This is a genomic window from Rhodoferax sp. (genome assembly GCF_023700745.1).
Classification (GTDB): domain Bacteria; phylum Pseudomonadota; class Gammaproteobacteria; order Burkholderiales; family Burkholderiaceae_C; genus Rhodoferax.
In genome coordinates, this window is record NZ_JAMPYG010000019.1 from 18,079 (window position 1) to 40,040 (window position 21,962).

Here is a 21,962-nt window from a genome sequence, read left to right on the forward strand (position 1 = left end):
TCACTTCCCTCCAAACAGGCGTTTGAGCAAACCTTGCTTGGGTGGCTCGGTAAAACGCATGGCTTTGCTTTCACCTAGAAAGCGGTCGATCACGTCCTTGTAGGCTTCGGAAACGTCACTGCCTTCCATGTGAACAGCAGGCACGCCCTGGTTGGAAGCCTGCAGCACAGACTCACTCTCTGGAATCACACCGATAAGTTTGATGCGCAAAATATCCTGAATGTCTTGCAAGGACAGCATTTGCCCCTGGTTGACGCGCGCCGGGTTGTAGCGCGTGATCAATAAATGTTCCTTGATCGGATCAAGTCCCTGCATGGCGCGCCGGGTCTTGCTCGAAAGCATGCCCAAGATACGGTCAGAGTCGCGCACCGAGGAAACCTCGGGGTTGGTCACCACCAGGGCTTCATCGGCAAAATGCATGGCCATCAAGGCGCCGGTTTCAATGCCGGCGGGTGAATCACACACGATGAATTCAAAATCCATGGCAACCAGGTCTGACAGCACTTTTTCCACACCTTCCTGCGTCAGGGCATCCTTGTCACGGGTTTGGGATGCCGCCAGCACGTAGAGCTTGTCACACTGCTTGTCCTTGATCAGCGCCTGGTTCAAGTTGGCTTCGCCATGAATCACATTGATCAGGTCATACACCACACGACGCTCACAGCCCATGATCAGATCAAGGTTGCGCAAGCCCACATCAAAGTCAATGACGGCTGTCTTGTGACCACGCATGGCGAGACCGGTAGAAAAACTGGCACTGGTCGTGGTTTTGCCCACCCCTCCCTTGCCCGAAGTCACCACAATAATTTTTGCCATATGGAGAATATTCTTTCAAAAAAATTAGGAATTCAGGGCTTCGAAAAGCAGTTTATCCTGCCCATCGTTGCTCAAGCGAACCTGTGCCGGCTTGCCCTGAATGTCTTTGGAAAGCGGATTTTCGCTGGTACGGTAAACGCCCGCAATGGAGATCAATTCGGGCTCGAGACAAAGTGAAAAGATACGCGCCTGGGTGTTGCCACTGGCACCCGCCATGGCTTTGCCACGCAGGGGGGCATACACATGGATATTGCCATCTGCCACCACCTCGGCACCCATGTTGACCATGGCCAACACCACAAGATCAGCACCGCGTGCATAAATTTTCTGGCCCGATCGCAAAGGCTTGTCGATAACCAACGTTGCCGGGCCAGGGACTTCACGAATGGTCTCGCGCACCACGTCCCGAACAGGTCGTATCAATGGCCTGTCTGTATTCTTTCTCTCGACAGATTTTCCGCGTGGCGTATCTACAGGCACTTCAACCAAACCACAAGCCTTGGCCTCGGTAGCGACTGCTTGTGTGGCATTCCGAAAGGCGATGGGTTTGAGCCGACAACTTTGCAATGTCGTTAATAAATATGGCAAGGCTTGACTCAGCTTGTCAGATTCCAATTGCGAAAAGTCAAGCACCAAGGCGTCATGATCAAAAAAGTCAGGGCTTTGGCTATCCGGACCAAACTGGGTATTGAGATCCTCAATGAGGCGCGTGATATCTGCTGTTTTTAGCAGCAAGGCCACCAAAGGCAATTGCGCGCTCTTGATTTCAAAGGTATGTGCCACGTGGCCTGTAAAGAAAAAATGGTGAAAAAAGTTGGAAGGGCAAGGCATTAGCTTGCGAACGGCCAAATCTTACTTGATTCAACCAAAGAAAAGCTTGACGAATCGTTTTTTATTGTTTCTATGCACAGGATTTTAAAACTTCATAAAAACCATCAAAAATTTAGTCTTGTTGTCTTTAATTAATTTATATTTTAAAGTAGTCGTAGTAGATAGAGCCAGTCCATTTCCTTGGATAAGTGATCTTTTAACTTAAAAATCAACAGCTTAGATTGTATTTTTCATTGTGCAGCACAGTGATTTTTTGATGTACCCAATACTTGGATAAGTTATTTTTTTAAAAAAAATTGTGGATAACTTTCTTGTTGATAAACTTTTATCCACAAGTTTATACAAGTAACATTTTTGTATTTTTGATGTTCGCTTGAAATAAAAATGAGCAAAAAAAAAGCCCGGAAGATCCGGGCTTGACAAACGTGATTTGACTTTAGGGTTTGGCTTGAGAGCCCATTTTGAGCTGGGCATCGGCAATTTCTGCCTTGACGAGTTCAATGTCAGGTGAGTTGACTGGCAGGATAGACAAGACATTTTTCCAGTGGCCAATGGCTGCAGCGTAATTGCTGCTCTGGTAAGCCGCCTGGCCTGCCATCATCAGCGCCATGGGGTGTTTCGGTGCGATGGCCAGGGCCTTGTTGATCAGCTCACTTGGCTTGCCCTGCAGGCTTTTTGTGCGCATGGCGAGCGTGTCTGCATATTGAGTCAGTAGATCCGGGTCAGTATTGAGTAGTGTGCCCGTTTTCGCATAGGCTGCAGCGGCTTCGTCGAGCCGGTTCTGCATTTTGTAGGCACGCGCCAGTCGTGCCCAGCCAGCCAGGTCATCCGGGTTGTCTTTCAAGCGCGCAGCCAGCCGATCTACCATGTCGTTGATATTGTCCGCTGTCATACCGGCTGCCGCACCAGTTGGCACGGGTGGCAGGACGTTGCTGGCACCGGCAGACTGACCTCCTTTGGCACGCGCATCGTCAATGTTGGCTTGCACCTGTTGCGCGTCTGTCGAACCAGGTTGAAGCAGACCCAATAATTTTTCCCAGTAAGTTACAGCTTTCGGGTAGTCACTCCTTTGGTAGGCTGCGACACCTGCCATCATCAAACTCATGGGGTGCTCGGGGTTCAGACGAAGGGCTTCTTCAATCATCTGTTGTGGCTTGCCCTGAAGGTTGTTACCAGCCAGAACACCTAACAAATCAGCATGGTCAATCAGCAGATCTGGATCTGAATTGATGATATCCCCTGCTTTATCAAAAGCCTGCTTGGCTTCCTCAAAACGACCCATCGCCTTATAAGACCGCGCCAGCATGACCCAACCCTTTTGATCGTTGGGATTATCCTTGAGCCGCGCAGCCAGTTTTTCAACCATTTCCTTCATTTGGTGATCATTGCCGTTCGCCGTGGCGACAGGGTTCAGTGCATCGGGTGTGCCAATTTGCAGGTAGATACCTAATGCCAATAATGGCAAACTGAGTCCAACGGCAGCGGCTGTGCGTTTGGCGGTCCAGAATCCTGTCGTTTTTGCCTTTGGACTGGTGGCTTCAAAACTTTCCGTGTCATCAAGCAAGCGCAACTGCAATTCGTCCCGTGTGGTCTCGAAATCTTGCTGGCTGATGATGCCACGTGCCAGATCAATTTCCAGCGCCTGCAGTTGATCACGGTGAATGGCAGTGTTGAGCTTCTCGCTGGAAATGCTGTCTGAGGTGGGTTGACGAAGCAGTGGACGTAGCAGCCAAGCCACTACCAGCAGCGTTAACAGCGCTGAAATACCAATAAATACGTTCATTTGGAAGAATCAGTTTCTTGAAGAAGAGCTTGTGCTTTGGCGCGTTGAGCCGCGTCGAGGACTGGCGCATTTTTTTGGTTTTGAGAGCGTTTGATAATGTTGAACAGCAGCCAGACGGCACCAATCAACAGCAGCAGCGGCCCAAACCACAGAAGCCAGGTGGTGGGTTTGACTGGGGGACGGTAAAGCACAAAATCACCATAGCGGTTGACCAGGTAGTCCTTGATTTCAGCATCTGTCTTGCCATCTTTGATCAAAGTACGCACTTCACGGCGCAAATCCATGGCCAGGTCGGCACGGGAGCCGGCCAGGGACTCGTTTTGGCAAACCAGACAGCGTAATTCTTCGGCAATGATGATCAGGCGTTGCTCCACCACCGGATCTTCAGCTAATGGCGTTGCCTCGTTGGCGTGAACACCGATGGCGCATTGCAGCGCAAGAAAAAGAGTGATCAGGAGTTTCATATCTGAAGTTCCTTGATCAAGGGCACCAGTTTTTCACGCAAGGCTTCTTCCGTGAAAGGACCAATTTGTTTGTAGCGAATAATGCCTTGCTTGTCGATCAGGAAACTCTCGGGGACGCCATAGACACCAAAGTCAATGCCGATGCGCCCGTCTGCATCCACAATGGCGCGGGTATAAGGGTCACCGAAGCGGGCCAGCCACTGAATGCCGTCGGCTTCCTTGTCCTTGTAGTCCAGACCGATGATCGGTAGTGGATTGGTTTTAACGAATTCAACCAGCAGAGGGTGCTCCACGCGACAGGCGACACACCAGGAGGCCCAGGTGTTGAGCAGCCAGACCTGGCCCAGCATGTCCTTGTTGGAAAACATTTCACCCGGTTTGCCGAGCACCGGTGCGCTGAAGGCCGGGGCGGGTTTGCCAATCAGGGGTGAAGGAATTTCACGCGGATCGCGGGTCAGGCCAATTGCCAGAAATACCAGAAGAATGGCAAAAATACCCAAAGGAATGTACGCCTTTTTCATGCCACGGCACCTTTGATGTTGTTGATGTTCAATTTGGCAGCCACTTTTTTGCGATAGCGTTTGTCCAGCGCAGCCATGGCACCGCCGATGGCCATCAGGAAGCAGCCAAACCAGATCCAGGTGATGAATGGTTTGTGATAGACCCGCATGGCCCAGGCCGCTTTGCCCTCGCCTTCCAGGCGTTCACCCAGCGACACGTAGACGTCACGGGTTGGGCCAGTATCAATGGCCGCCTCTGTCATGGGCATGGTGGATGAGAAATAGGTTCGTTTTTCGGGGTGAAGCACACGCAAAACCTTGTCGCCTTTGATCAGCTCCACGCTGCCCCGGTCGGCGTTGTAATTGGGGCCGGGCACCTGGTTGATACCGGTCAGACGGAAGGTATAGCCACCCACGGAGACGGTATCGCCAATGGTCATGCGCACGTCTTTTTCGGTTTCATAGCCTTTGACCATGGTGATGCCGACCACGCACACGGCAATGCCGATGTGCGCTACGTGCATGCCCCAGTAAGAAATGGGGGTCGATTTCCAGTTGGCTGTGTCCTTGAGCTGGCGGTAAATCTGCACAAACGATGCCAGCACGATCCAGATCGACAGCGTCAGGCCCATGGCAACCAAGGCAGACCAGGGACCGGCAAGCAAGGGGGCCGTGCAGCCCAGGAGCACCGACACAATGGCAATGGGACGCAGTTTTTGGGTCAGGTTGGTGACGGTGTCGCTTTTCCAGCGGGCATAACTGCCGATGACCATGAACAACAGCACTGGCGTCATGATGGGGGCAAAGACGGCATTGAAGTAGGGTGGACCTACCGACAGTTTGCCGAGGTTCAGCGCGTCAATGAACAGGGGATAAAGCGTGCCCAGCAGTACAGCTGCAGCAGCCGTGGTCAACAACACATTGTTGACCAGCAAAAATGTTTCACGGGAAATCAGCGAGAAGGTACCACCAGTACGAACCTTGCCGGAACGTGCGGCAAACAGGACCAATGAGCCACCGACGACCACAGCCAAAAACAAGAGGATGAAGACGCCGCGTTTGGGGTCCGTGGCAAAAGCGTGGACCGAGGTCAACACCCCTGAGCGCACCAGGAAGGTACCAAGCAAACTCAGCGAGAACGCAATCAGGGACAGCATGATGGTCCAGCTTCTGAACAGGCCACGTTTTTCCGTAACGGCCAGCGAATGGATCAGCGCAGTGCTGACCAACCAGGGTAAAAATGAGGCGTTTTCAACTGGGTCCCAGAACCACCAGCCGCCCCAGCCCAGTTCGTAATAGGCCCACCATGATCCCAAGGCGATGCCAATGGTCAGGCAGATCCACGCAGCGGTTGCCCAGGGGCGTGTCCAGCGCGCCCAGGCCGCATCCAGTCGGCCATTGAGCAAGGCGGCAATAGAGAACGCAAACGGAATAGCCAGCCCGACATAACCCATGTAGAGCATGGGTGGGTGGAATACCAGCCCGGGGTCCTGCAACAAGGGGTTCAAGTCGCGGCCATCAGCCGGGATGTCGCTTAAGCGCACAAAAGGATTCGACGTGATCAACATGAAGAGCAGAAAACCGACGGCAATCAGGCCCAGTACACCCAGCACGCGGGACACCATGGCGTCTGGCAATTGACGCGAAAAGATGGACACGGCCATCATCCAGCTGCACAACATCAGCAGCCAGAGCAGTAGTGAGCCCTCGTGGCCACCCCAAACGGCCGAAACGCGGTACAGGTCGGGTAACTGGGAGTTGGAGTGCTGGGCCACGTACATCACCGAGAAGTCGTTGGTGTAGAACGCGTAGGTCAGGCACAAAAACGAAAAGCCCGTGAGCAACCAAAGGACCTGGGCGCCAGGCCTCGCCAGGGCGATCCAGTCGGCGCGGCCGGTTTGACCGCCCAACAGACTGAGGATGCCCAGTACGGCGGCAACCGGCAGCGCAAGAATCAATGCGAAATGTCCAAGTTCAGGGATCATGGTGCGTCTCGGTATATGAAAACAGGGGCTGGCAATAGCCAGAGTTTTACTTCAGTGTTTTGGTGGTTTTTTCGATTTCGGCCTGGTCCAGTGCATGTTGGGCCTCGGGTGGCATGTAGTTTTCATCATGTTTGGCCAGCACCTCTGAGGCGGTGAATTTTCCGTCGTTGCCGAGTTGCCCTTGCGCCACCACCCCTTTGCCTTCACGGAACAGATCAGGCAGGATGCCGGTGTAGGTGACAGGCACTTCCTTGAGGGTATCGCTGACAATGAATGAAACCGTCAGGTTGTCGCGTTTGACCGAACCTTCCTTGACGACGCCTCCCACCCGAAAGGTACGGTTTTGTGGCGCCTCACCTGCGCCCACCTGCGTCGGTGTGAAGAAAAAAACCAGGTTGCTTTGAAAAGCATTGAGGACAAAGTACGCAGCCAGCGCAATGGCTGCCAGGGCGCCAACAATCATGGCGGTTCGTTTGTGACGAGGTTTCATAGTCGTGGATAAGTTTAATTTTGGTGAGAGTCGTTTTCGTTCAAAAGGTTTCGCAGAAGCTCGCGTCGCTTGACGCGCACCTGCCAGATTTCAGCCACAACGACCAAGGCTGTAATACCAAAACTACCCCAAACATAGAAGGCGTAACCGCCCATGTTCAAAAAATCTGCCACGCTAAGCCACTGCATGTTTCACCCACTCCGTATGACGTTCCCGATCCAGAATAATGGTGCGCACCCGTACCAGTGCAATGGCAATGGTGTACATCCAGAAGGCCAGCACCATGATCAGCATGCCGGCCAGCATGGGTGTGGCCATGGAGGCGCCTTTCATCGACACCGAGGCACCCTGGTGCAAGGTGTTCCACCATTTGACCGAGAAATAAATGATGGGCACATTCACTGCACCGACCAGGGCCAGGATGGCACAGGCCTTGTCAGCCCGGCGCGGGTCGTCGATGCTGGCTTGCAGCGCCAGGAAACCCAGGTATAAAAACAGCAAAATCAGCTCGGAAGTCAACCTGGCGTCCCACACCCACCAGGCGCCCCACATCGGTTTGCCCCACAGGGCACCGGTAACCAGCGACAAAAAGGCAAACAATGCACCGGTCGGAGCCAAAGCCGAGGCCATCATGCCTGACAGGCGGGTATTGAAGGCCAACCCGAATCCCGCCCAGCCTGCCATCACCAGGTAGATGAACATGGACATCTGCGACGTCGGGACATGGACAAAAATGATGCGGTAGCCCTGGCCCTGCTGGGCATCCACGGGCGCGACAAAAAAAGAAATCCACAAACCTACCAGTGTCAGTACAGTGGCGAGGGCGGCAAACCAGGGCCACATTTTTCCCGCCAAATAATAAAAGTTCTGCGGTGAGGAGAACTTGAACCAATGAATCACGCGTGTTTTCATTCCAGGGAAATCCTCAAAGCGGCAGCCGTAGCCAGGGGAGAGAAAAAGAGCGAGAGCACCAGCAAGGCCGACATCAGCGACAAGTGGCCACCAATACCCAGGCCCGCAGCGTCGGCTTCAACCGCCCCCGCCCCGAAAATCAGAACCGGAATATACAGGGGCAAGATCAACAAAGACAGCAAAACCCCTGCTCCCCGTACGCCCAAGGTCAGCGCTGCACCAATGCTGCCAATCAGGCTCAAGGTGGGTGTGCCCAGCAACAGCGACAACATCAAGATGCCCAGCGCCCGGGTGTCCAGCCCAAATTGCAGGCCCAGCACCGGTGCCATCAAGACCAGAGGCAGGCCCGCCAATAAAAAATGGGCCAGCGCTTTGGCCAGTACCAGCAAAGCCAGTGGGGTGGTGGAAAGCGCCATTTGTTCGAGTGAGCCATCGGCGTAATCGGTGGCAAACATGCGCTGCAGTGACAACATGGCGGCCAACAGCGCGCTGACCCACAAGACACCGGGCGCCATGCGCAGCAGCAAGGCAGACTCAGGTCCGACGCCGAGCGGAAACAGACTGGCGATCACGACAAAAAACACCAGAGGGGTCAGTACCTCGCCCTTTTGCCGCATGCCCAGGGAAATTTCACGCTTGAGCACGGCCAACAGAACCAAGCCCAGTCCGACGGGTTTGATGGCGCGGCTCATGCTGCCTGCAACTCCAGCATTTGTGCCGGCACATTGCCAATCGGCACGCGCTGGTGACTGGTCAGCACCGCCAGCCCGCCATCTGAAAGGTGTTGGGCAATCAGGTCTGCCAACAAGCCGACACCAGCCTCATCCATGGCGACATAAGGTTCATCCAGCACCCACAGCCGGGCCGGGCTCAAAGCCAGCCGGGACAAGGCAACACGGCGTTTTTGCCCTTGGGACAGGTGGCGTACCAATTGCCGGCCGCGTCCGCGCAGGCCAAAGCGTGCCAGCACCGCCCGGGTTTCTGACTTGTCTGGAGAAATGCCACCCAGCGCTGTTGTGAAGGCCAGGTTTTCGTCAACCGTCATCGATTCCTGCAAGGCGTTCAAGTGACCCAGATAACAAAGGTCTTGTCGATAGGCCTCGACTTGGCTGTGTATGGAGGTGTTGTTCCAGAGGATGTCGCCGGCTTCAATCGAAGCCAGACCGCAGATCATGCGCAGCAGGCTGGTTTTACCGACGCCGTTGGCTCCCGCCACATACAACCAGTGGCCAGCTTCCAGATGGCAATCGACGTTTTTGAAGAGTTGCCGTCCACCCCTGGTACAAGCAAGCTTGGAAAAAGTCAGTGATGGTGTGGTATTCAAGAGCTGTGCGATCGCAGATAGAAAAGCCAGATTATCTTACGACACGTCGCACGCCCTTCAAAACGCAATTAGCGGGTGATCACTACTTTCTGGTATAAGCCACCAAAGTAAGTTTGCTTGTCAATGTTCAATTGTTGGCAATCTGACGGGAGCCAATCGGCAATTTGGCCATGCCACAAATCCATCGCAAACGGTTCAAGAGTGGTCAATATGGGCACCATGATGTAGCGGAAAGGGTTTAGGGTGTTGGGTTTGTGGTAATCGACAAACACAATCTTGCCACCAGGCTTGGTCACACGCAGTGCCTCGGCGATGGTCTTGCGGCGCACCTCGGCGGGTTGTTCATGAAGCAGAAAAAACACCACCACCGTGTCGTGACTGGCATCCTCAAACAGCATGGCAGACGAGTCTTGTTGCAATACCGTGACCTGTTTTTGTTGTCCCAGTTTGGCGTGCAGGTTGGTGATTTGTACGGGTGCCACGTCAATCACATTCAAATGCGCTTGTGGACCCAGACGGCGCACCATGTGTTCTGTGAAATTGCCATAGACACAGGCTACCTGCAGCACATCGCCATGAATGACATCGCCCATTTCTTGCAGTGCCAGATCACGCAGCCGGGAAAAGTTGCCCCACAATATCAGATTGACCAACCATTGACGCTCGAATACACGCACCGCGTTGGGATGCGTGTAGGCCCACCAATAGGTGGACTCCAGGTAGTGTGGAACGGCGACGGGGGCGACAGTGACAGTTGGGCTTTCGCTGGAGTCGGTTCTGGCTTTGTTGAGAATCATGATCGGATCAAAAGATAGCCGACACCGATAAACTGCTTTGGTGCCAGGAAGGAAATGAAATGGTGGTTCTGATGCTAACCGAAATGACAAAACGGGGCGGCAGGAGGCGCCTGCCGGCCTTTATCCGGCTGACGTTTGCTTTGGAGGCGAGCTTAAGCTGTAAAACGCAAAATAGTTGATCTAAATCAAAAGAAGAAGAGAAATATTTTTTGATCAGACGCCGGTTTGCAAGGCTCGATAGAGCGTGACCTGTCTTTCCAGAAACAGATGCTGTCATTGCGAACGCAATGACGCGGCACTGGCTGGATCAAAAGACACCCCCGGTTGCTTCTGGTTGTCTGAGCCATCAGGCCTTATGTGAGCAATCCCTCAGCGCGCAGTGCGTCCTGCACGGCAGGCCGCGCAGCAACACGGGCGATAAAAGCACTCAGGTTGTTTAAGCCGGAGATGTCAATTCCAACATGTTTGCCCCAACCCGCCACCACAAACAGGTAGGCATCTGCGACGGTGAAGGTGCTGCCCATCAGGTAGTCCTTACCAGTCAGCTCGCCATCGACCCAGTTCAAGCGTGAAATAAGCCGTGTCTTGGCGATTTCTTTGGCCTCGGCGGGCATGCCCGGTGCGAACAGTGGCGAGAAACCCTTGTGCAACTCGGTGCCAATGGTGTTGAGCCATTCCTGCAACTTGTAACGCTCCCAGGTGCCGTTGGCGGGGGCAAGTTGTTTATTTGGCACCAGATCAGCAAGGTACTGGACGATGGCCGGGCCTTCATGCAGGGTCCGGCCATCATCGAGCACCAGGAAAGGGACATAACCCAGCGGGTTGATGGTGTAGTAGTCTGTGCCATCCGCCAGGGTGTGTGTCTTGGTGGGGGCTGCAATGGCTTCAAAGGTCAGACCCGACTCTTTGAGCACAATGTGTGGTGACAGGGAGCAGGCGCCGGGGGAGTAATAAAGTTTCATGAAAAATCTGTGGAAAATGACATTGAATCGACGTGATCCGCCATGCTACCTTGAAGTTTGGCAGGCTTGCCGGACTGGGTTGAATTCACGGGATTGGTTGATGGTTTTGGTTGATAGGCCAGCCATGCAACTTGCTTATTTTTTGAGCACACGCTCAACCGGATGATGGCGCAACCGGAAAGCATCGGGCATACCGGACCCCAACAGGGGGCGCAGGTACATGCGGAACGCATCGGTGACATCGGTACCGCTGGCGGTGATGAATTCATCTTCCATGACACGGGTTTTGCCGGCCACGGCGTCCAGCGGCAGCAGTTCGTAATCCACCGAGTAGAAGCCGGTGCGTTTGATGGCAACCGAGCCATTGCGCCCGCCCCACATGGCAAATTGAACCGCTTTTTCGCCTACCTCACGGGCTTCGCGCTGGTCGACATCCGACACGCAGCCGATGAATGAGCGCTGCAGGTAGCCGAAGGTGTCGCCGCGTACGCGCTTGATCTTGAGCTTGGCCTTGATCTCTTCGCATAACAAATCTGCCAGCGCGCCGTTGCCTGAGAGCTGCACATTGCCATGGGCATCGTGTTCCATTTCCTTGGCCAGCAGCGCGGTGATCGGTGTGCCGCTGGCATCATGGATACCTTCTGACACCGCAATCACGCAACGGCCATGGCGTTCGTACATGGTTTTGACATCGATCAAAAACTGGTTCAGATCGAAGGTACGTTCTGGCAGGTAAATCAGATGGGGGCCGTCATCAGGGAATTTCTTCCCCAGGGCCGAGGCTGCCGTCAAAAAACCAGCATGGCGGCCCATCACCACACCCACATAGACACCCGGCAAGGCGGCGTTGTCCAGGTTGGCCCCGGCAAAAGCCTGCGCGACAAATCGAGCTGCCGACGGAAAGCCCGGGGTGTGGTCATTGCCCACCAGGTCGTTGTCGATGGTTTTCGGAATGTGGACGCAACGCAGATCGTAGTTGGCGGCTTGCGCTTCCTGGCTGACGATGCGCACGGTGTCGGATGAGTCGTTGCCGCCAATGTAGAAGAAGTGACCGATCTGGTGCGCTTGCAGCACCTTGAAGATTTCGTGGCAGTAAGCCGCATCGGGTTTGTCGCGGGTGGAGCCCAAAGCGCTGGAGGGTGTGTTGGCAACCAGTTCCAGGTTGTGGCTGGTTTCCTGGGTCAGGTCGACAAAGTCTTCGTCAATGATGCCGCGCACACCATGGTGTGCGCCATAAATGTGGCCGATCTGGCTGAAGCGGCGCGCCTCAAGCGCCACGCCCACCAGTGATTGGTTGATGACGGCGGTGGGGCCGCCGCCTTGGGCGACGAGTATTTTTCCGGAGGCCATAGGTTGAATCCTTCACAAGGGCTGTAAAAAACGAATTGTGCCTCTGAAGTAGGCTTGATTTACGTCCGCATGGCGCACAGAGCAGCTTTTCATGTGCACCGGTAAAATCAACCTTTTGCTTGCGCGCGCAGGGCCGGCGACCTGTGAGATTTGCCCCCTTTAGATTGACCACCATGCTATACCCACAAAATTTCGACGTGATTGTCGTCGGCGGCGGCCATGCCGGGACCGAGGCTGCGCTGGCCGCAGCACGCATGGGTTGCAAAACCCTGCTGCTGAGCCACAACATCGAGACGCTGGGTCAGATGAGTTGCAACCCCTCAATCGGCGGCATTGGCAAGGGGCATCTGGTGAAGGAAGTGGATGCGCTCGGCGGTGCCATGGCGGCGGCAACCGATGAAGCTGGCATTCAGTTCCGGATTCTCAATTCAAGCAAGGGCCCGGCGGTGCGCGCCACCCGCGCCCAGGCCGACCGTATTCTGTACAAGGCCGCCATTCGTCACAGGCTGGAAAATCAGCCCAATTTATGGCTGTTCCAGCAGGCCGTGGATGACCTGATGGTGGAGGGCGACCGGGTGGTCGGGGCGGTAACACAGGTGGGTATCCGCTTCAGATCAAGCGCGGTGGTGCTGACGGCCGGGACGTTTCTGGACGGCAAGATCCATGTCGGGCTCAACAACTATGCTGCCGGACGCGCCGGTGATCCGCCGGCGGTGTCGCTGAGCGCCCGCTTGAAAGAGCTCAAGCTGCCCCAGGGCCGGCTGAAGACCGGCACGCCACCGCGGCTCGACGGCCGCAGCATCGACTTCAGCAAATGCATCGAGCAACCCGGCGATGGCATGCCGGGTGGCATGAGCCCGCAGATGCCGGTGTTCAGTTTCATGGGGCGGCCCGAACAGCACCCGCAGCAGATGCCGTGCTGGATCACACACACCAACGAGCGCACCCATGACATCATCCGCAGCGGCTTTGATCGCAGCCCCATGTTCACCGGCAAGATCGAGGGTGTGGGGCCGCGCTATTGCCCCAGCGTGGAAGACAAGATCAACCGCTTTGCGGATAAAGACAGTCACCAGATTTTTCTGGAACCCGAAGGCCTGACCACCCACGAGTATTACCCCAATGGCATCAGCACCAGCTTGCCGTTTGACATTCAGTATGCCTTGGTGCGCTCCATGCCAGGACTTGAGAATGCCCACATTTTGCGGCCTGGGTATGCCATTGAATACGATTACTTCGACCCGACACAACTCAAAAGTTCGTTTGAAACCAAAGCCATTGGCGGCCTGTTTTTTGCCGGGCAAATCAACGGTACCACGGGTTACGAGGAGGCCGCGGCGCAGGGTTTGTTTGCCGGCATCAACGCGGCGCTGCAGGTGCGCGCCATGGGTAATGGCAATGCACAGGCCTGCGCGGCGGGGGTCATTGCCTTTGGTGGCGACATGTGGCTGCCCGGACGCGACGAAGCTTATCTTGGTGTGTTGGTCGATGATCTGATCACCAAAGGCGTGACCGAACCCTACCGCATGTTCACCAGTCGTGCCGAATTTCGGCTGCAACTGCGTGAAGACAACGCCGACGCACGTTTGACCGAAGTGGGTCGTCAATTGGGTTTGGTCGATGACGCGCGCTGGCAAGCCTTCAATCAGAAGCGTGAGGCGGTTTCACGTGAAACAGAGCGCCTGCGGTCGATCTGGATCAGTCCGAAAAACCTGGATGCTGCGGAGGCCCAACGGGTTTTGGGGAAGGCCATTGACCACGAATACAACCTGGCTGAACTGCTGCGCCGGCCTGATGTGACTTATGAATCCCTCATGTCGCTGAATGGTGGTAAGTATGCACTGGCTGAGTTGCCGGTGGGTGTTTCACGTGAAACAGGCGTGCTTTCCCCGGCGGCGGCGTTGGCGGCATCAGTGATCGACCAGGTTGAAATTGCCGCCAAATACTCGGGCTATATTGATCGCCAGAAAGACGATGTGGTGCGTGCTGCCCACTATGAAAAACTCAAGCTGCCACAGGACCTGGACTACATGCAGGTGCTGGCTTTGAGCATTGAGGCGCGGCAAAAGCTGAACCGACACAAACCGGAAACCCTGGGGCAGGCCTCGCGCATTTCAGGCATTACCCCGGCGACCATTTCATTGTTGACGATCCATTTGAAAAAGACCAAGTTCAAAGGCTTTGCAATCAATCCTTCTGGCAGCGAAGTGGTCTGATGCAAGCACTGGACGCCAAACTTCGGGCTGGTCTGACAGCGCTTGATCTGAGTCTGAGCGACGCGCAGATCGACAGCTTGCTGGCCTATCAGACGCTGATCGGGAAATGGAACAAGGTCTATAACCTGACGGCGGTGCGTGACCCGGGTGAAATGCTGACGTACCATCTGCTGGACAGTCTGGCTGTGATTGCGCCCTTGCGCCGGCAACTGGCGCAGATGTCCCCGCGTGTTGCGGGTACAGCACTGCGTTTGCTGGATGTGGGCTCCGGAGCAGGCTTGCCTGGCGTGGTAATTGCGATTTGCTGTCCGGACATTCGAGTGGACTGTGTCGATACCGTTGGCAAGAAAGCCGCATTTATCCAGCAGGCAGCCGTCACGCTCAAGTTGACCAACTTGCGTGGCTTGCATGCTCGCGTCGAGAGCCTGACTGATCAATACCAAGTCATCAGTTCGCGCGCTTTTGCATCTCTGGCTGATTTCACCAATTGGTCTGTGCAAGCCCTGGCGCCGCAGGGCGTATGGCTTGCCATGAAAGGCAGACACCCCGAGAACGAGCTGGCAGCACTGGCGTCAGGCGTTCAAGTGTTTCACGTGGAACACCTGAAAGTACCGGGTCTGGATGCCGAGCGTTGTTTAATCTGGATGAAAGCGGTCGTTCATCGCGACGCTTAATCGTCTGGCGGTCTATATCGGAGGGTGGAAATGTTTGGCATTTCAGATTACGGTGCATTCGTACTGGCTTTCATCGTGTTGTTGTTCATTCCCGGACCAGGCAATCTGGCCATCATTACTTCCACCACCAAGGGCGGCATCCTGGGGGGATTGGCAGCAACCCTGGGTTTGATGGTGGGTGACCAGGTGCTGATGTGGCTGGCTGTCGCGGGCGTTGCCGCGCTGCTCATGGCTTATCCGGCAGCCTTCAATGCGGTGCAGTGGCTGGGTGCGGCGTATCTGGCCTGGCTGGGCTTCAAGATGTTCACGGCCAAACCCGGTGCGCCTGCCATCATCCAGATCAAGCCACATCACTATTTTCAGCAAGCCCTGACCATTACCGTACTCAACCCGAAAGCCATCGTGTTTTACATGGCTTTCCTCCCATTGTTCATTGACCCGGTGGCGCATCGGGGCTGGCTGACCTTTGGCGTCATGGCGCTGACGGTGGCTGTGTTGGCCTTTATCTATTGTTTTGCAGTTGTGCTGCTGACGCATTTTTTGGCCGAACGCCTGCGCGCCAGTCCTTTGGTGTCTTCAACCTTGCAGAAGCTTGCTGGTGTTTGCCTTATCGGTTTTGGATTCAAACTGGCTTTGTCGCGCTGAATTTTCTGAATGTGGGCGCCATTACACTAACGGCCATGTTTCACGTGAATCATGCCCTTTACTTCACTACTTGGTAAGCATTCGATGGCCAAAATATTCTGTATTGCCAATCAAAAAGGCGGTGTGGGTAAAACCACCACCACGGTCAATTTGGCAGCAGGCTTGGCCAAGGTGGGACAGCGGGTGTTGATGGTTGACCTGGATCCGCAAGGCAATGCCACCATGGGCTCGGGGGTAGACAAGCGCAAGCTGGAATTGACGGTATACGACGTGCTACTGGAGTCGGCCTCGGTGGCAGAAGCCAGGGTTCAAAGCAGCAAACTGGTTGATGCCGGCTGTGGTTATGACATCCTGGGGGCCAACCGCGAGCTGGCTGGCGCCGAGGTTGAAATGGTGGAGCTGGAGCGCCGGGAAAAACGCCTGAAAATTGCGCTTGCCCAGGTTGAGCAAGACTACGACTTCATTTTGATTGATTGCCCGCCCAGCCTGTCCATGCTGACGCTCAATGGATTGTGTTGCGCCCATGGTGTGATCGTGCCGATGCAGTGCGAATACTTTGCCCTGGAAGGCCTGGCCGACCTGGTCAATACAATCAAGCAGGTACACGCCAATCTGAACAAAGAGCTGGCCATCATTGGTCTGCTGCGCGTCATGTTTGATGCCCGCATCACTTTGCAGCAGCAGGTGAGCGAGCAACTCAAGGCGCGTTTTGCCGACAAGGTGTTCAATACCGTGATTCCGCGCAATGTGCGTTTGGCCGAAGCCCCCAGCTACGGTGTGCCCGGGGTGGTGTTTGACTTGCCGAGCAAAGGTGCGCAGGCTTTTCTGGCATTTGCCCGGGAAATGGTGGAGCGCATTGAAAAAACCTAGATTCTTGATTCTCCCAAACTGTTGTTTGCTATTAAATTCATAGTGATTCAATCTTCCCATATCCTGATCCTTCCAGGCTGGCAGGGCTCTGGCCCGCAGCACTGGCAAAGCCTGTGGCAGGTGCAGTTTGGGTACCAGCGCGTGGCGCAACACGACTGGCTGCGGCCGTTGCGTGGTGACTGGATCGCCCGGCTCGAAGACGTGGTGTTGTCTACCGATGCGCCCACCGTACTGGTGGCGCACAGCTTGGGCTGTGTATTGGTGGCCGCGTGGGCGGCACACAGCCACAATGCACATCGTGTCAAGGCGGCGATGCTGGTGGCGCCAGGCGATGTCGAGCAGGAAGCGTTGCGCCCGGTACTGGCCAGTTGGTCACCGATTCCGCGACAAAGCTTGCCCTTCAAAAGCACGCTGGTGGCGAGTCAGGACGACCCCTTTTGCAGCTTTCAACGCGCCCGGGGATTCGCGGCTGCCTGGGGCTCAAGGCTTGTGGATGCCGGCACGGCGGGTCATATCAATGCCGACTCCGGCCTGGGGGACTGGCCGCAAGGTCAGATGTTGCTGAACGAATTGATTCACAGTTAAATAAAGGCTTGTCATGGTCACAAAAAAACTCAAGGGCTTGGGCCGCGGTCTGGAAGCCTTGTTGGGCCCCACGGTCGCGGAGTCTTTCACCGCCGACGGTGCTGAATTTTCTTCCGCAAACACGGGCTCGCCGCCCACCTTGTTGCTGAGCGATCTGGTGCCGGGCCAGTACCAGCCGCGCACCCGCATGGACGAAGGCGCACTGTACGAGCTGGCGGAATCCATCAAGGCGCAGGGCATCATGCAACCGATCCTGGTGCGTCGTTTGAGTGACGCTGATGCTGAACTCAAGCGCAGTCAGCAGCTGCCAGATTTCACCGGTGGTACCAGTGGTGGTGGCGTGGTGCGCCCGGTGTATGAAATCATTGCCGGCGAACGCCGTTTCCGGGCGGCCAAACTGGCCGGTCTGGACAGCGTGCCGGTACTGGTACGCGATGTGCCCAATGAGTCTGCTGCTGCGATGGCACTTATCGAGAATATCCAGCGCGAAGACCTCAATCCACTCGAGGAAGCGCAGGGCGTGCAGCGCCTGATCAAGGAGTTTGGCCTGACGCATGAGACCGCGGCGCAGGCCGTGGGCCGCTCGCGTAGCGCCACCAGCAACTTGCTGCGGCTGCTGAATCTGGCCGAACCGGTGCAGACCATGTTGATGGCTGGCGATATCGACATGGGCCATGCCAGATCCTTGCTGGCGCTGGACAAAGCGACCCAGATTACCGCAGCCAATCAGATAGCCGCCAAAAAATTGTCGGTGCGCGAGGCTGAGAGTCTGGTCAGAAAGATCAGCGCCGAGTTTTCACTGGTGGCGACCAAGCCCAAAAAGGACAAGTCGCGCGATCTGAAACGGGTGGAAGAAGAGCTTTCAGACCTGTTCATGGCTGCCGTGGAAGTGCGGGTCAAAAAGCGGGTCAAACGTGCCGGGCGGCTGGAGGAAATGGGCGAGCTCAGCATCCAGTTTGGCTCACTTGACGAGCTCAATGGCTTGATCGATAAACTGCGTGGGTCTGGGTCACGCTAAATCTCTAGCGCCGATCCGGGTCAACAGGTCGGCGGCATGCACGCCACGGCGTCAAGGCGGTTATGAAGCACCGCAATTTGCTGATTGGTTTCTCAAGGTGTCAGCGACTGCAAAACAACCGGCGTGCCTGTGCGGGACGAGGCCATGATGGCCTCAATGACCTGCTGCGCCGCCAGGGCGGAGCGCCCGGTCACGGCAGGTTTCCGGCCATGGCGCACGGCGTCAATGAAATCTTTTAATACGGTGCGGTGTGCGGCATGGTCGAAGGCCATGGGATCGGCCCCGCCGCCGCTGCCTTGCCCGCCACCGACGGTCAGGGTTTGACCGTTCATGAATGCCACTTGCAGCACCCCGGCCTCAAGGCTGGCGCTGCCCAGCGTGCCGTTGAGCTCAAGGCGCTCTGGAAAGCCAGGGTAAGCCGCCGTGGTTGCTTGCACCGTTGCCATGGCGCCATTGGCGTAGTGCAGCAGGGCGCAAGCGCAGTCTTCGCCCTCCAGGGTGTGCACCGGGCTAGTGCTGGCCAGCCCCATGACCCGCACGGGCAGGCCGGTGTAACTGAGCAGCAGGTCCAGCGTGTGGATGGCCTGTGTGATTAGCACACCGCCGCCATCTCGGGCCAGGGTGCCGCGTCCGGGCTGGTCGTAATAACTCTGGGGCCGCCACCAGCGCACGCTGGCCGAGGCGCTGATCAGCTGCCCCAATGCACCGGCATTGATCAAGCCGTGCAATCGGGTGGCCGCCTGGCGCAAGCGGTGCTGCAACATCACGGCCAGCAACACCCCGTGGTTGTCGCACACCCGGACCAGCGCTTGAGCCCGTTCCAGGTCGATCTCCAGGGGTTTTTCCACAAGCACATGTTTACCGGCCTGCGCCAGCCGTTGCACCAGTTCAAGGTGGCTGTTTGGCGGGGTCAATACCAGCACGGCCCGCACGCTGGCATCTTCCAGGATGTCTTCCAGCCGGGTGGTCTTCATGGCGCCCTGGGGGAGCGGTGTTGTCGCCAGTCGGCTGGCATCGCGGGTATGCACCCAAACCACTTCAGCCTCAGCGTTCAGATCTTGCAGACTTTTGAAATGCGGGCCTGAGCCCAGCCCGGCCCCAATCACGGCCAGCCGCAAACGGCTTGTGGGGGTGACTGACATGACAGCCATTCAGCGCACCAAAGCCGCTAGAGCAAGTCGGCCATGGCATCCAGCGGGATGATGGCGCCATGGTGTCCAATGACACGGGCCGCCAGACGGTTACCAAACTGGGTCGCGTCTTCTGGTGTGTCGCCGCGCAAGCGTCGACTCAGGTAGCCCGCAGCAAAAGAGTCACCTGCCGCCGTGGTGTCGACCACGTTCGTCACGGTCTGGGTGGGCACACTGTGCCATGGGCCACTGCCCGACCGAACCAGGGTGGGCGCTGCGCCCCGCTTGATCACTATTTCGGGCACATCCAGTGCTTGTGCGGCAGCCACAGCGCGCTCCAGCGAGGCAAAACCAAACAGCGCCAGATGGTCGTCGGCGGTGATCAGCGCGGTGTCAGCCACCGCAAAGGCGCGGCTAAAACAGTCGCGCGCCAGGGCGATGTCTGGCCACAGGCTGGGTCGGTAGTTGTTGTCAAACACCACCGTGGCACCACGCGTTCGCAGCGTCTGGGCAAAAGCCAGCAGCCTATTTTGCCCGTCAGCCGGCAAGATGGCCAGGCTGATGCCGGAGAAGTAAAACGCATCCCACTGGTCGTTTTGCGCCTCAAGCGGGGTTTCTGCGACATCGAAATAGGCTTTGGCGGCGCTGTTGTCACGCCAAAAGCTGAAGCGACGCTCACCCTGGGCGTCAACCTGGATCTGGTACAGGCCTGGCATCCGGCCCGGGATATGACGCACCAGGTCCAGGGCCAGTCCGTCTTGCGCCCAGCGGCGCTCTAGTTCAAGACTCAGGGCATCGTCGCCCAATGCGGTGGCGTACCAGGACTTGATGGCGCCACCACCGCAGCGTGACAGGTAAACCGCGGTATTGAAGGTGTCACCGCCATAACTTTGCTGCATGGCACCAAAGGCCGTGCCATTGAGTTCCAGCATACATTCACCAAAAAAGGCGACTTTGATTGGATTTTTCACAGTAAATCAGTTTTCTACACACATTTTTAATGCACGTCGATCATTCGTCCAGCGGGAAATGGGTACAGCCCAGGCGAGCCGAGATGTCGCGACTCGCATCGCGCAGCAGGGCGACCACTTCTTGTGCCCGCGCGGGGTCGTAGCGAAAGATCGGGAAAGAAATGCTCATGCCCGCCACCGGGCGGTTCAGCCGGTCAAAAATCGGCACCCCCACACAACGCACGTGGTCTTCAAACTCTTCACGGTCTTCACCGAAGCCTTGCGCCTTCACCTGCTTCAGTTCCTGTTCGTAGGCCTGCCTGTCCGCAATGGTGGTTTGGCGAAATGGCTTGAACTCGGCTCCCTGCAAAACGTGGTCCCGATGCTCTGGGGTGTCCCACGCCATCAGCACTTTGCCAATGGCAGTGCAATGCAAGGGTGCGCGGCGCCCGATTCTGGAATACATGCCCAGGGCGTGGCTGGAGTCGACTTTGTGGAGGTAAATGATTTCGCTGTCGATCAGGGTGCCCAGGTGCACGGTTTCGCCGGTTTTATCTGCCAGCGTTTGCATGTGGTTTTTGGCCAGGTCCACCAGCTCCGGGTATTGCAAGGCCTTGGTCCCCAGCTCGTAGACCTTCATGGTCAGCGCGTAGCGCTCGCTGTCGGCCTCCTGGCGAACATAGCCAAGCGTGATCATGGTTTGCAAAAACCGGTAGACCGTGGCTTTGGGCATGGCCAGGCGCATGGACAGGTCCGAGATGCCGGATTCGCTGCGGTCGCCCAGGGCTTGCAACAAGCCAAAAGTCTTCAAAACAGCGGCAACCGACTCAGGTTGTTTGCCAGCCAAAGAGTCATCATCCATTTTTATTCCCTCAATCCCTTAATCCCTGAAGACGGGCTAGCGCGCGAGCCAGCCACCGTCCACGGCCAGCGTGTGACCATGAATGTAGTTGGAGGCTGAAGACGCAAGAAACACCACGGGGCCGGCCATGTCCTCGGGCACGCCCCAGCGGTTGGCCGGGATGCGCGCCAGAATGGCGGCGTTGCGGTCGGCGTCGGCCTGCAAGGCGGCGGTGTTGTCGGTGGCCATGTACCCGGGTGCAATGGCGTTGACATTGATCCCGCGCGTGGCCCACTCGTTGGCCAGTGCGCGTGTGATGCCGAGAATGCCACTTTTTGAGGCTGTGTACGATGGCACCCGTATGCCGCCCTGAAAGGACAACATCGAGGCGATATTGATGATCTTGCCGCCGCCGCCTTGGCGAATGAATTGCCGTGCCACCGCCTGGCTCAGGAAAAAGACGTTTTTCAGGTTCAGGTTCATCACATCGTCCCAGTCCTTTTCACTGAAATCAATGGCATCGGTGCGGCGTATGGTGCCTGCGTTGTTGACCAGAATGTCGATCTTGCCAGTGAGCGTCAGGGACTGCGTCACCAAGTCTTCCAGACCACTGGTTTCTGCAAGATTGGCACGCAGATCCAAAAAGCGCCGACCCAGGGACGCAACGATGTCACGGGTCTGGTCTGGGGCACTGCTGTTGATGCCAACGATATCGGCCCCGGCCTGCGCCAGGGCAATGGCCATGCCTTGACCCAGCCCCTTGTTGCAGCCAGTGACGAGGGCGGTGCGCCCCAGGAGTTGAAAGTTGTCAAGCGACAT

Annotated in this window: 25 protein-coding genes; 6 read left to right on the forward strand and 19 right to left on the reverse strand. The window is 56.4% G+C overall.

Annotation, left to right across the window (positions count from 1 at the left end; all coding sequences use genetic code 11):
- The 15 genes from minD to NDJ10_RS13340 all read right to left on the reverse strand — a co-directional run bounded on the left by minD (position 1) and on the right by NDJ10_RS13340 (position 12,214).
- Complete coding sequence (gene minD, locus NDJ10_RS13270; RefSeq protein WP_296163057.1) at positions 1-816, reverse strand: septum site-determining protein MinD; 816 nt, start codon at positions 814-816, stop codon at positions 1-3.
- Positions 817-840: 24 nt separating this feature from the next.
- On the reverse strand, positions 841-1,665 hold the full coding sequence (gene minC / locus NDJ10_RS13275; protein WP_363318717.1) for a septum site-determining protein MinC: 825 nt from the start codon (positions 1,663-1,665) through the stop codon (positions 841-843).
- Between the two features lie 418 nt (positions 1,666-2,083).
- Complete coding sequence (ccmI, locus tag NDJ10_RS13280) at positions 2,084-3,430, reverse strand: c-type cytochrome biogenesis protein CcmI (protein ID WP_296163059.1); 1,347 nt, start codon at positions 3,428-3,430, stop codon at positions 2,084-2,086.
- Positions 3,427-3,894, reverse strand: a complete 468-nt coding sequence (locus tag NDJ10_RS13285; RefSeq protein WP_296163061.1) for a cytochrome c-type biogenesis protein — start codon at positions 3,892-3,894, stop codon at positions 3,427-3,429. Before NDJ10_RS13285 ends, ccmI begins: the two co-directional genes overlap by 4 nt.
- Complete coding sequence (locus tag NDJ10_RS13290; protein WP_296163063.1) at positions 3,891-4,415, reverse strand: DsbE family thiol:disulfide interchange protein; 525 nt, start codon at positions 4,413-4,415, stop codon at positions 3,891-3,893. The genes NDJ10_RS13285 and NDJ10_RS13290 overlap by 4 nt, the downstream gene beginning before the upstream one ends.
- The gene (locus NDJ10_RS13295) at positions 4,412-6,379 is read right to left on the reverse strand and encodes a heme lyase CcmF/NrfE family subunit (protein ID WP_296163065.1); all 1,968 of its coding nucleotides are present in this window, start codon (positions 6,377-6,379) and stop codon (positions 4,412-4,414) included. The genes NDJ10_RS13290 and NDJ10_RS13295 overlap by 4 nt, the downstream gene beginning before the upstream one ends.
- Positions 6,380-6,425: 46 nt before the next feature.
- Positions 6,426-6,869, reverse strand: a complete 444-nt coding sequence (ccmE, locus tag NDJ10_RS13300; RefSeq protein WP_296163067.1) for a cytochrome c maturation protein CcmE — start codon at positions 6,867-6,869, stop codon at positions 6,426-6,428.
- 14 nt (positions 6,870-6,883) lie between these two features.
- Positions 6,884-7,057, reverse strand: a complete 174-nt coding sequence (gene ccmD / locus NDJ10_RS13305) for a heme exporter protein CcmD (protein WP_363318719.1) — start codon at positions 7,055-7,057, stop codon at positions 6,884-6,886.
- On the reverse strand, positions 7,044-7,781 hold the full coding sequence (gene ccmC / locus NDJ10_RS13310; RefSeq protein WP_296163069.1) for a heme ABC transporter permease CcmC: 738 nt from the start codon (positions 7,779-7,781) through the stop codon (positions 7,044-7,046). The genes ccmD and ccmC overlap by 14 nt, the downstream gene beginning before the upstream one ends.
- Positions 7,778-8,473 (reverse strand): heme exporter protein CcmB, encoded by a 696-nt coding sequence (gene ccmB / locus NDJ10_RS13315; RefSeq protein WP_296163071.1) that lies wholly within the window; start codon positions 8,471-8,473, stop codon positions 7,778-7,780. The genes ccmC and ccmB overlap by 4 nt, the downstream gene beginning before the upstream one ends.
- Complete coding sequence (gene ccmA / locus NDJ10_RS13320) at positions 8,470-9,105, reverse strand: cytochrome c biogenesis heme-transporting ATPase CcmA (RefSeq protein WP_296163073.1); 636 nt, start codon at positions 9,103-9,105, stop codon at positions 8,470-8,472. Before ccmA ends, ccmB begins: the two co-directional genes overlap by 4 nt.
- 68 nt (positions 9,106-9,173) lie before the next feature.
- Positions 9,174-9,902 (reverse strand): rhodoquinone biosynthesis methyltransferase RquA, encoded by a 729-nt coding sequence (gene rquA / locus NDJ10_RS13325; RefSeq protein WP_296163076.1) that lies wholly within the window; start codon positions 9,900-9,902, stop codon positions 9,174-9,176.
- Positions 9,903-9,909: 7 nt separating this feature from the next.
- Positions 9,910-10,179 carry a hypothetical protein gene (locus NDJ10_RS13330; protein WP_296163079.1) on the reverse strand — a complete coding sequence of 90 codons (270 nt, stop codon included), beginning with the start codon at positions 10,177-10,179 and terminating at the stop codon, positions 9,910-9,912.
- Positions 10,180-10,255: 76 nt separating this feature from the next.
- Entirely contained in the window at positions 10,256-10,864 is a 609-nt protein-coding gene (gstA, locus tag NDJ10_RS13335; protein ID WP_296163081.1) for a glutathione transferase GstA, read from the reverse strand.
- Between the two features lie 135 nt (positions 10,865-10,999).
- Positions 11,000-12,214, reverse strand: coding sequence for a 6-phosphofructokinase (locus tag NDJ10_RS13340; protein ID WP_296163084.1), 1,215 nt, complete (start codon positions 12,212-12,214; stop codon positions 11,000-11,002).
- Between the two features lie 173 nt (positions 12,215-12,387).
- Here NDJ10_RS13340 and mnmG point away from each other — a divergent pair, with 173 nt between their 5' ends.
- The 6 genes from mnmG to NDJ10_RS13370 all read left to right on the forward strand — a co-directional run bounded on the left by mnmG (position 12,388) and on the right by NDJ10_RS13370 (position 18,222).
- Positions 12,388-14,430, forward strand: a complete 2,043-nt coding sequence (gene mnmG, locus NDJ10_RS13345; protein WP_296163087.1) for a tRNA uridine-5-carboxymethylaminomethyl(34) synthesis enzyme MnmG — start codon at positions 12,388-12,390, stop codon at positions 14,428-14,430.
- Positions 14,430-15,104 carry a 16S rRNA (guanine(527)-N(7))-methyltransferase RsmG gene (gene rsmG / locus NDJ10_RS13350; RefSeq protein WP_296163089.1) on the forward strand — a complete coding sequence of 225 codons (675 nt, stop codon included), beginning with the start codon at positions 14,430-14,432 and terminating at the stop codon, positions 15,102-15,104. The genes mnmG and rsmG overlap by 1 nt, the downstream gene beginning before the upstream one ends.
- Before the next feature lie 30 nt (positions 15,105-15,134).
- Positions 15,135-15,749: a LysE family transporter gene (locus NDJ10_RS13355; RefSeq protein WP_296163091.1), complete on the forward strand. Its 615-nt coding sequence runs from the start codon at positions 15,135-15,137 to the stop codon at positions 15,747-15,749.
- An 84-nt stretch (positions 15,750-15,833) separates the two neighbouring features.
- Entirely contained in the window at positions 15,834-16,619 is a 786-nt protein-coding gene (locus NDJ10_RS13360; protein WP_296163093.1) for a ParA family protein, read from the forward strand.
- Between the two features lie 45 nt (positions 16,620-16,664).
- Positions 16,665-17,204, forward strand: a complete 540-nt coding sequence (locus NDJ10_RS13365; RefSeq protein WP_296163139.1) for an alpha/beta hydrolase — start codon at positions 16,665-16,667, stop codon at positions 17,202-17,204.
- A 13-nt stretch (positions 17,205-17,217) separates the two neighbouring features.
- Positions 17,218-18,222 carry a ParB/RepB/Spo0J family partition protein gene (locus tag NDJ10_RS13370; RefSeq protein WP_296163094.1) on the forward strand — a complete coding sequence of 335 codons (1,005 nt, stop codon included), beginning with the start codon at positions 17,218-17,220 and terminating at the stop codon, positions 18,220-18,222.
- A 92-nt stretch (positions 18,223-18,314) separates the two neighbouring features.
- On the opposite strand, the gene NDJ10_RS13375 is transcribed toward NDJ10_RS13370, so the two are convergent.
- Genes NDJ10_RS13375 through kduD form a run of 4 tightly spaced genes read right to left on the reverse strand, consistent with a single transcriptional unit; the run spans position 18,315 to position 21,962 of the window.
- A complete protein-coding gene (locus NDJ10_RS13375) occupies positions 18,315-19,364 on the reverse strand; it encodes a Gfo/Idh/MocA family oxidoreductase (protein WP_296163096.1) in 1,050 nt (349 codons plus the stop codon).
- Positions 19,365-19,390: 26 nt separating this feature from the next.
- Positions 19,391-20,323, reverse strand: a complete 933-nt coding sequence (locus NDJ10_RS13380; protein ID WP_296163099.1) for a sugar kinase — start codon at positions 20,321-20,323, stop codon at positions 19,391-19,393.
- Positions 20,324-20,363: 40 nt separating this feature from the next.
- Positions 20,364-21,164, reverse strand: coding sequence for a DNA-binding transcriptional regulator KdgR (gene kdgR / locus NDJ10_RS13385; protein ID WP_296163101.1), 801 nt, complete (start codon positions 21,162-21,164; stop codon positions 20,364-20,366).
- A 36-nt stretch (positions 21,165-21,200) separates the two neighbouring features.
- The gene (gene kduD / locus NDJ10_RS13390) at positions 21,201-21,962 is read right to left on the reverse strand and encodes a 2-dehydro-3-deoxy-D-gluconate 5-dehydrogenase KduD (protein WP_296163103.1); all 762 of its coding nucleotides are present in this window, start codon (positions 21,960-21,962) and stop codon (positions 21,201-21,203) included.

What these genes read in the sequence shown, in the direction of transcription:
- NDJ10_RS13360 (WP_296163093.1), top strand. Translation starts at nt 15,834, where the DNA reads ATGGCCAAAATATTCTGTATTGCCAATCAAAAAGGCGGTGTGGGTAAA.
- NDJ10_RS13375 (WP_296163096.1), bottom strand. Translation starts at nt 19,364, where the DNA reads ATGTCAGTCACCCCCACAAGCCGTTTGCGGCTGGCCGTGATTGGGGCC.
- NDJ10_RS13370 (WP_296163094.1), top strand. Translation starts at nt 17,218, where the DNA reads ATGGTCACAAAAAAACTCAAGGGCTTGGGCCGCGGTCTGGAAGCCTTG.
- NDJ10_RS13330 (WP_296163079.1), bottom strand. Translation starts at nt 10,179, where the DNA reads ATGACAGCATCTGTTTCTGGAAAGACAGGTCACGCTCTATCGAGCCTT.
- ccmD (WP_363318719.1), bottom strand. Translation starts at nt 7,057, where the DNA reads ATGCAGTGGCTTAGCGTGGCAGATTTTTTGAACATGGGCGGTTACGCC.
- rquA (WP_296163076.1), bottom strand. Translation starts at nt 9,902, where the DNA reads ATGATTCTCAACAAAGCCAGAACCGACTCCAGCGAAAGCCCAACTGTC.
- ccmB (WP_296163071.1), bottom strand. Translation starts at nt 8,473, where the DNA reads ATGAGCCGCGCCATCAAACCCGTCGGACTGGGCTTGGTTCTGTTGGCC.
- gstA (WP_296163081.1), bottom strand. Translation starts at nt 10,864, where the DNA reads ATGAAACTTTATTACTCCCCCGGCGCCTGCTCCCTGTCACCACACATT.
- ccmE (WP_296163067.1), bottom strand. Translation starts at nt 6,869, where the DNA reads ATGAAACCTCGTCACAAACGAACCGCCATGATTGTTGGCGCCCTGGCA.
- NDJ10_RS13295 (WP_296163065.1), bottom strand. Translation starts at nt 6,379, where the DNA reads ATGATCCCTGAACTTGGACATTTCGCATTGATTCTTGCGCTGCCGGTT.
- ccmC (WP_296163069.1), bottom strand. Translation starts at nt 7,781, where the DNA reads ATGAAAACACGCGTGATTCATTGGTTCAAGTTCTCCTCACCGCAGAAC.
- rsmG (WP_296163089.1), top strand. Translation starts at nt 14,430, where the DNA reads ATGCAAGCACTGGACGCCAAACTTCGGGCTGGTCTGACAGCGCTTGAT.
- ccmI (WP_296163059.1), bottom strand. Translation starts at nt 3,430, where the DNA reads ATGAACGTATTTATTGGTATTTCAGCGCTGTTAACGCTGCTGGTAGTG.
- minD (WP_296163057.1), bottom strand. Translation starts at nt 816, where the DNA reads ATGGCAAAAATTATTGTGGTGACTTCGGGCAAGGGAGGGGTGGGCAAA.
- kdgR (WP_296163101.1), bottom strand. Translation starts at nt 21,164, where the DNA reads ATGGATGATGACTCTTTGGCTGGCAAACAACCTGAGTCGGTTGCCGCT.
- NDJ10_RS13290 (WP_296163063.1), bottom strand. Translation starts at nt 4,415, where the DNA reads ATGAAAAAGGCGTACATTCCTTTGGGTATTTTTGCCATTCTTCTGGTA.
- NDJ10_RS13340 (WP_296163084.1), bottom strand. Translation starts at nt 12,214, where the DNA reads ATGGCCTCCGGAAAAATACTCGTCGCCCAAGGCGGCGGCCCCACCGCC.
- mnmG (WP_296163087.1), top strand. Translation starts at nt 12,388, where the DNA reads ATGCTATACCCACAAAATTTCGACGTGATTGTCGTCGGCGGCGGCCAT.
- NDJ10_RS13285 (WP_296163061.1), bottom strand. Translation starts at nt 3,894, where the DNA reads ATGAAACTCCTGATCACTCTTTTTCTTGCGCTGCAATGCGCCATCGGT.
- kduD (WP_296163103.1), bottom strand. Translation starts at nt 21,962, where the DNA reads ATGTCGCTTGACAACTTTCAACTCCTGGGGCGCACCGCCCTCGTCACT.
- NDJ10_RS13355 (WP_296163091.1), top strand. Translation starts at nt 15,135, where the DNA reads ATGTTTGGCATTTCAGATTACGGTGCATTCGTACTGGCTTTCATCGTG.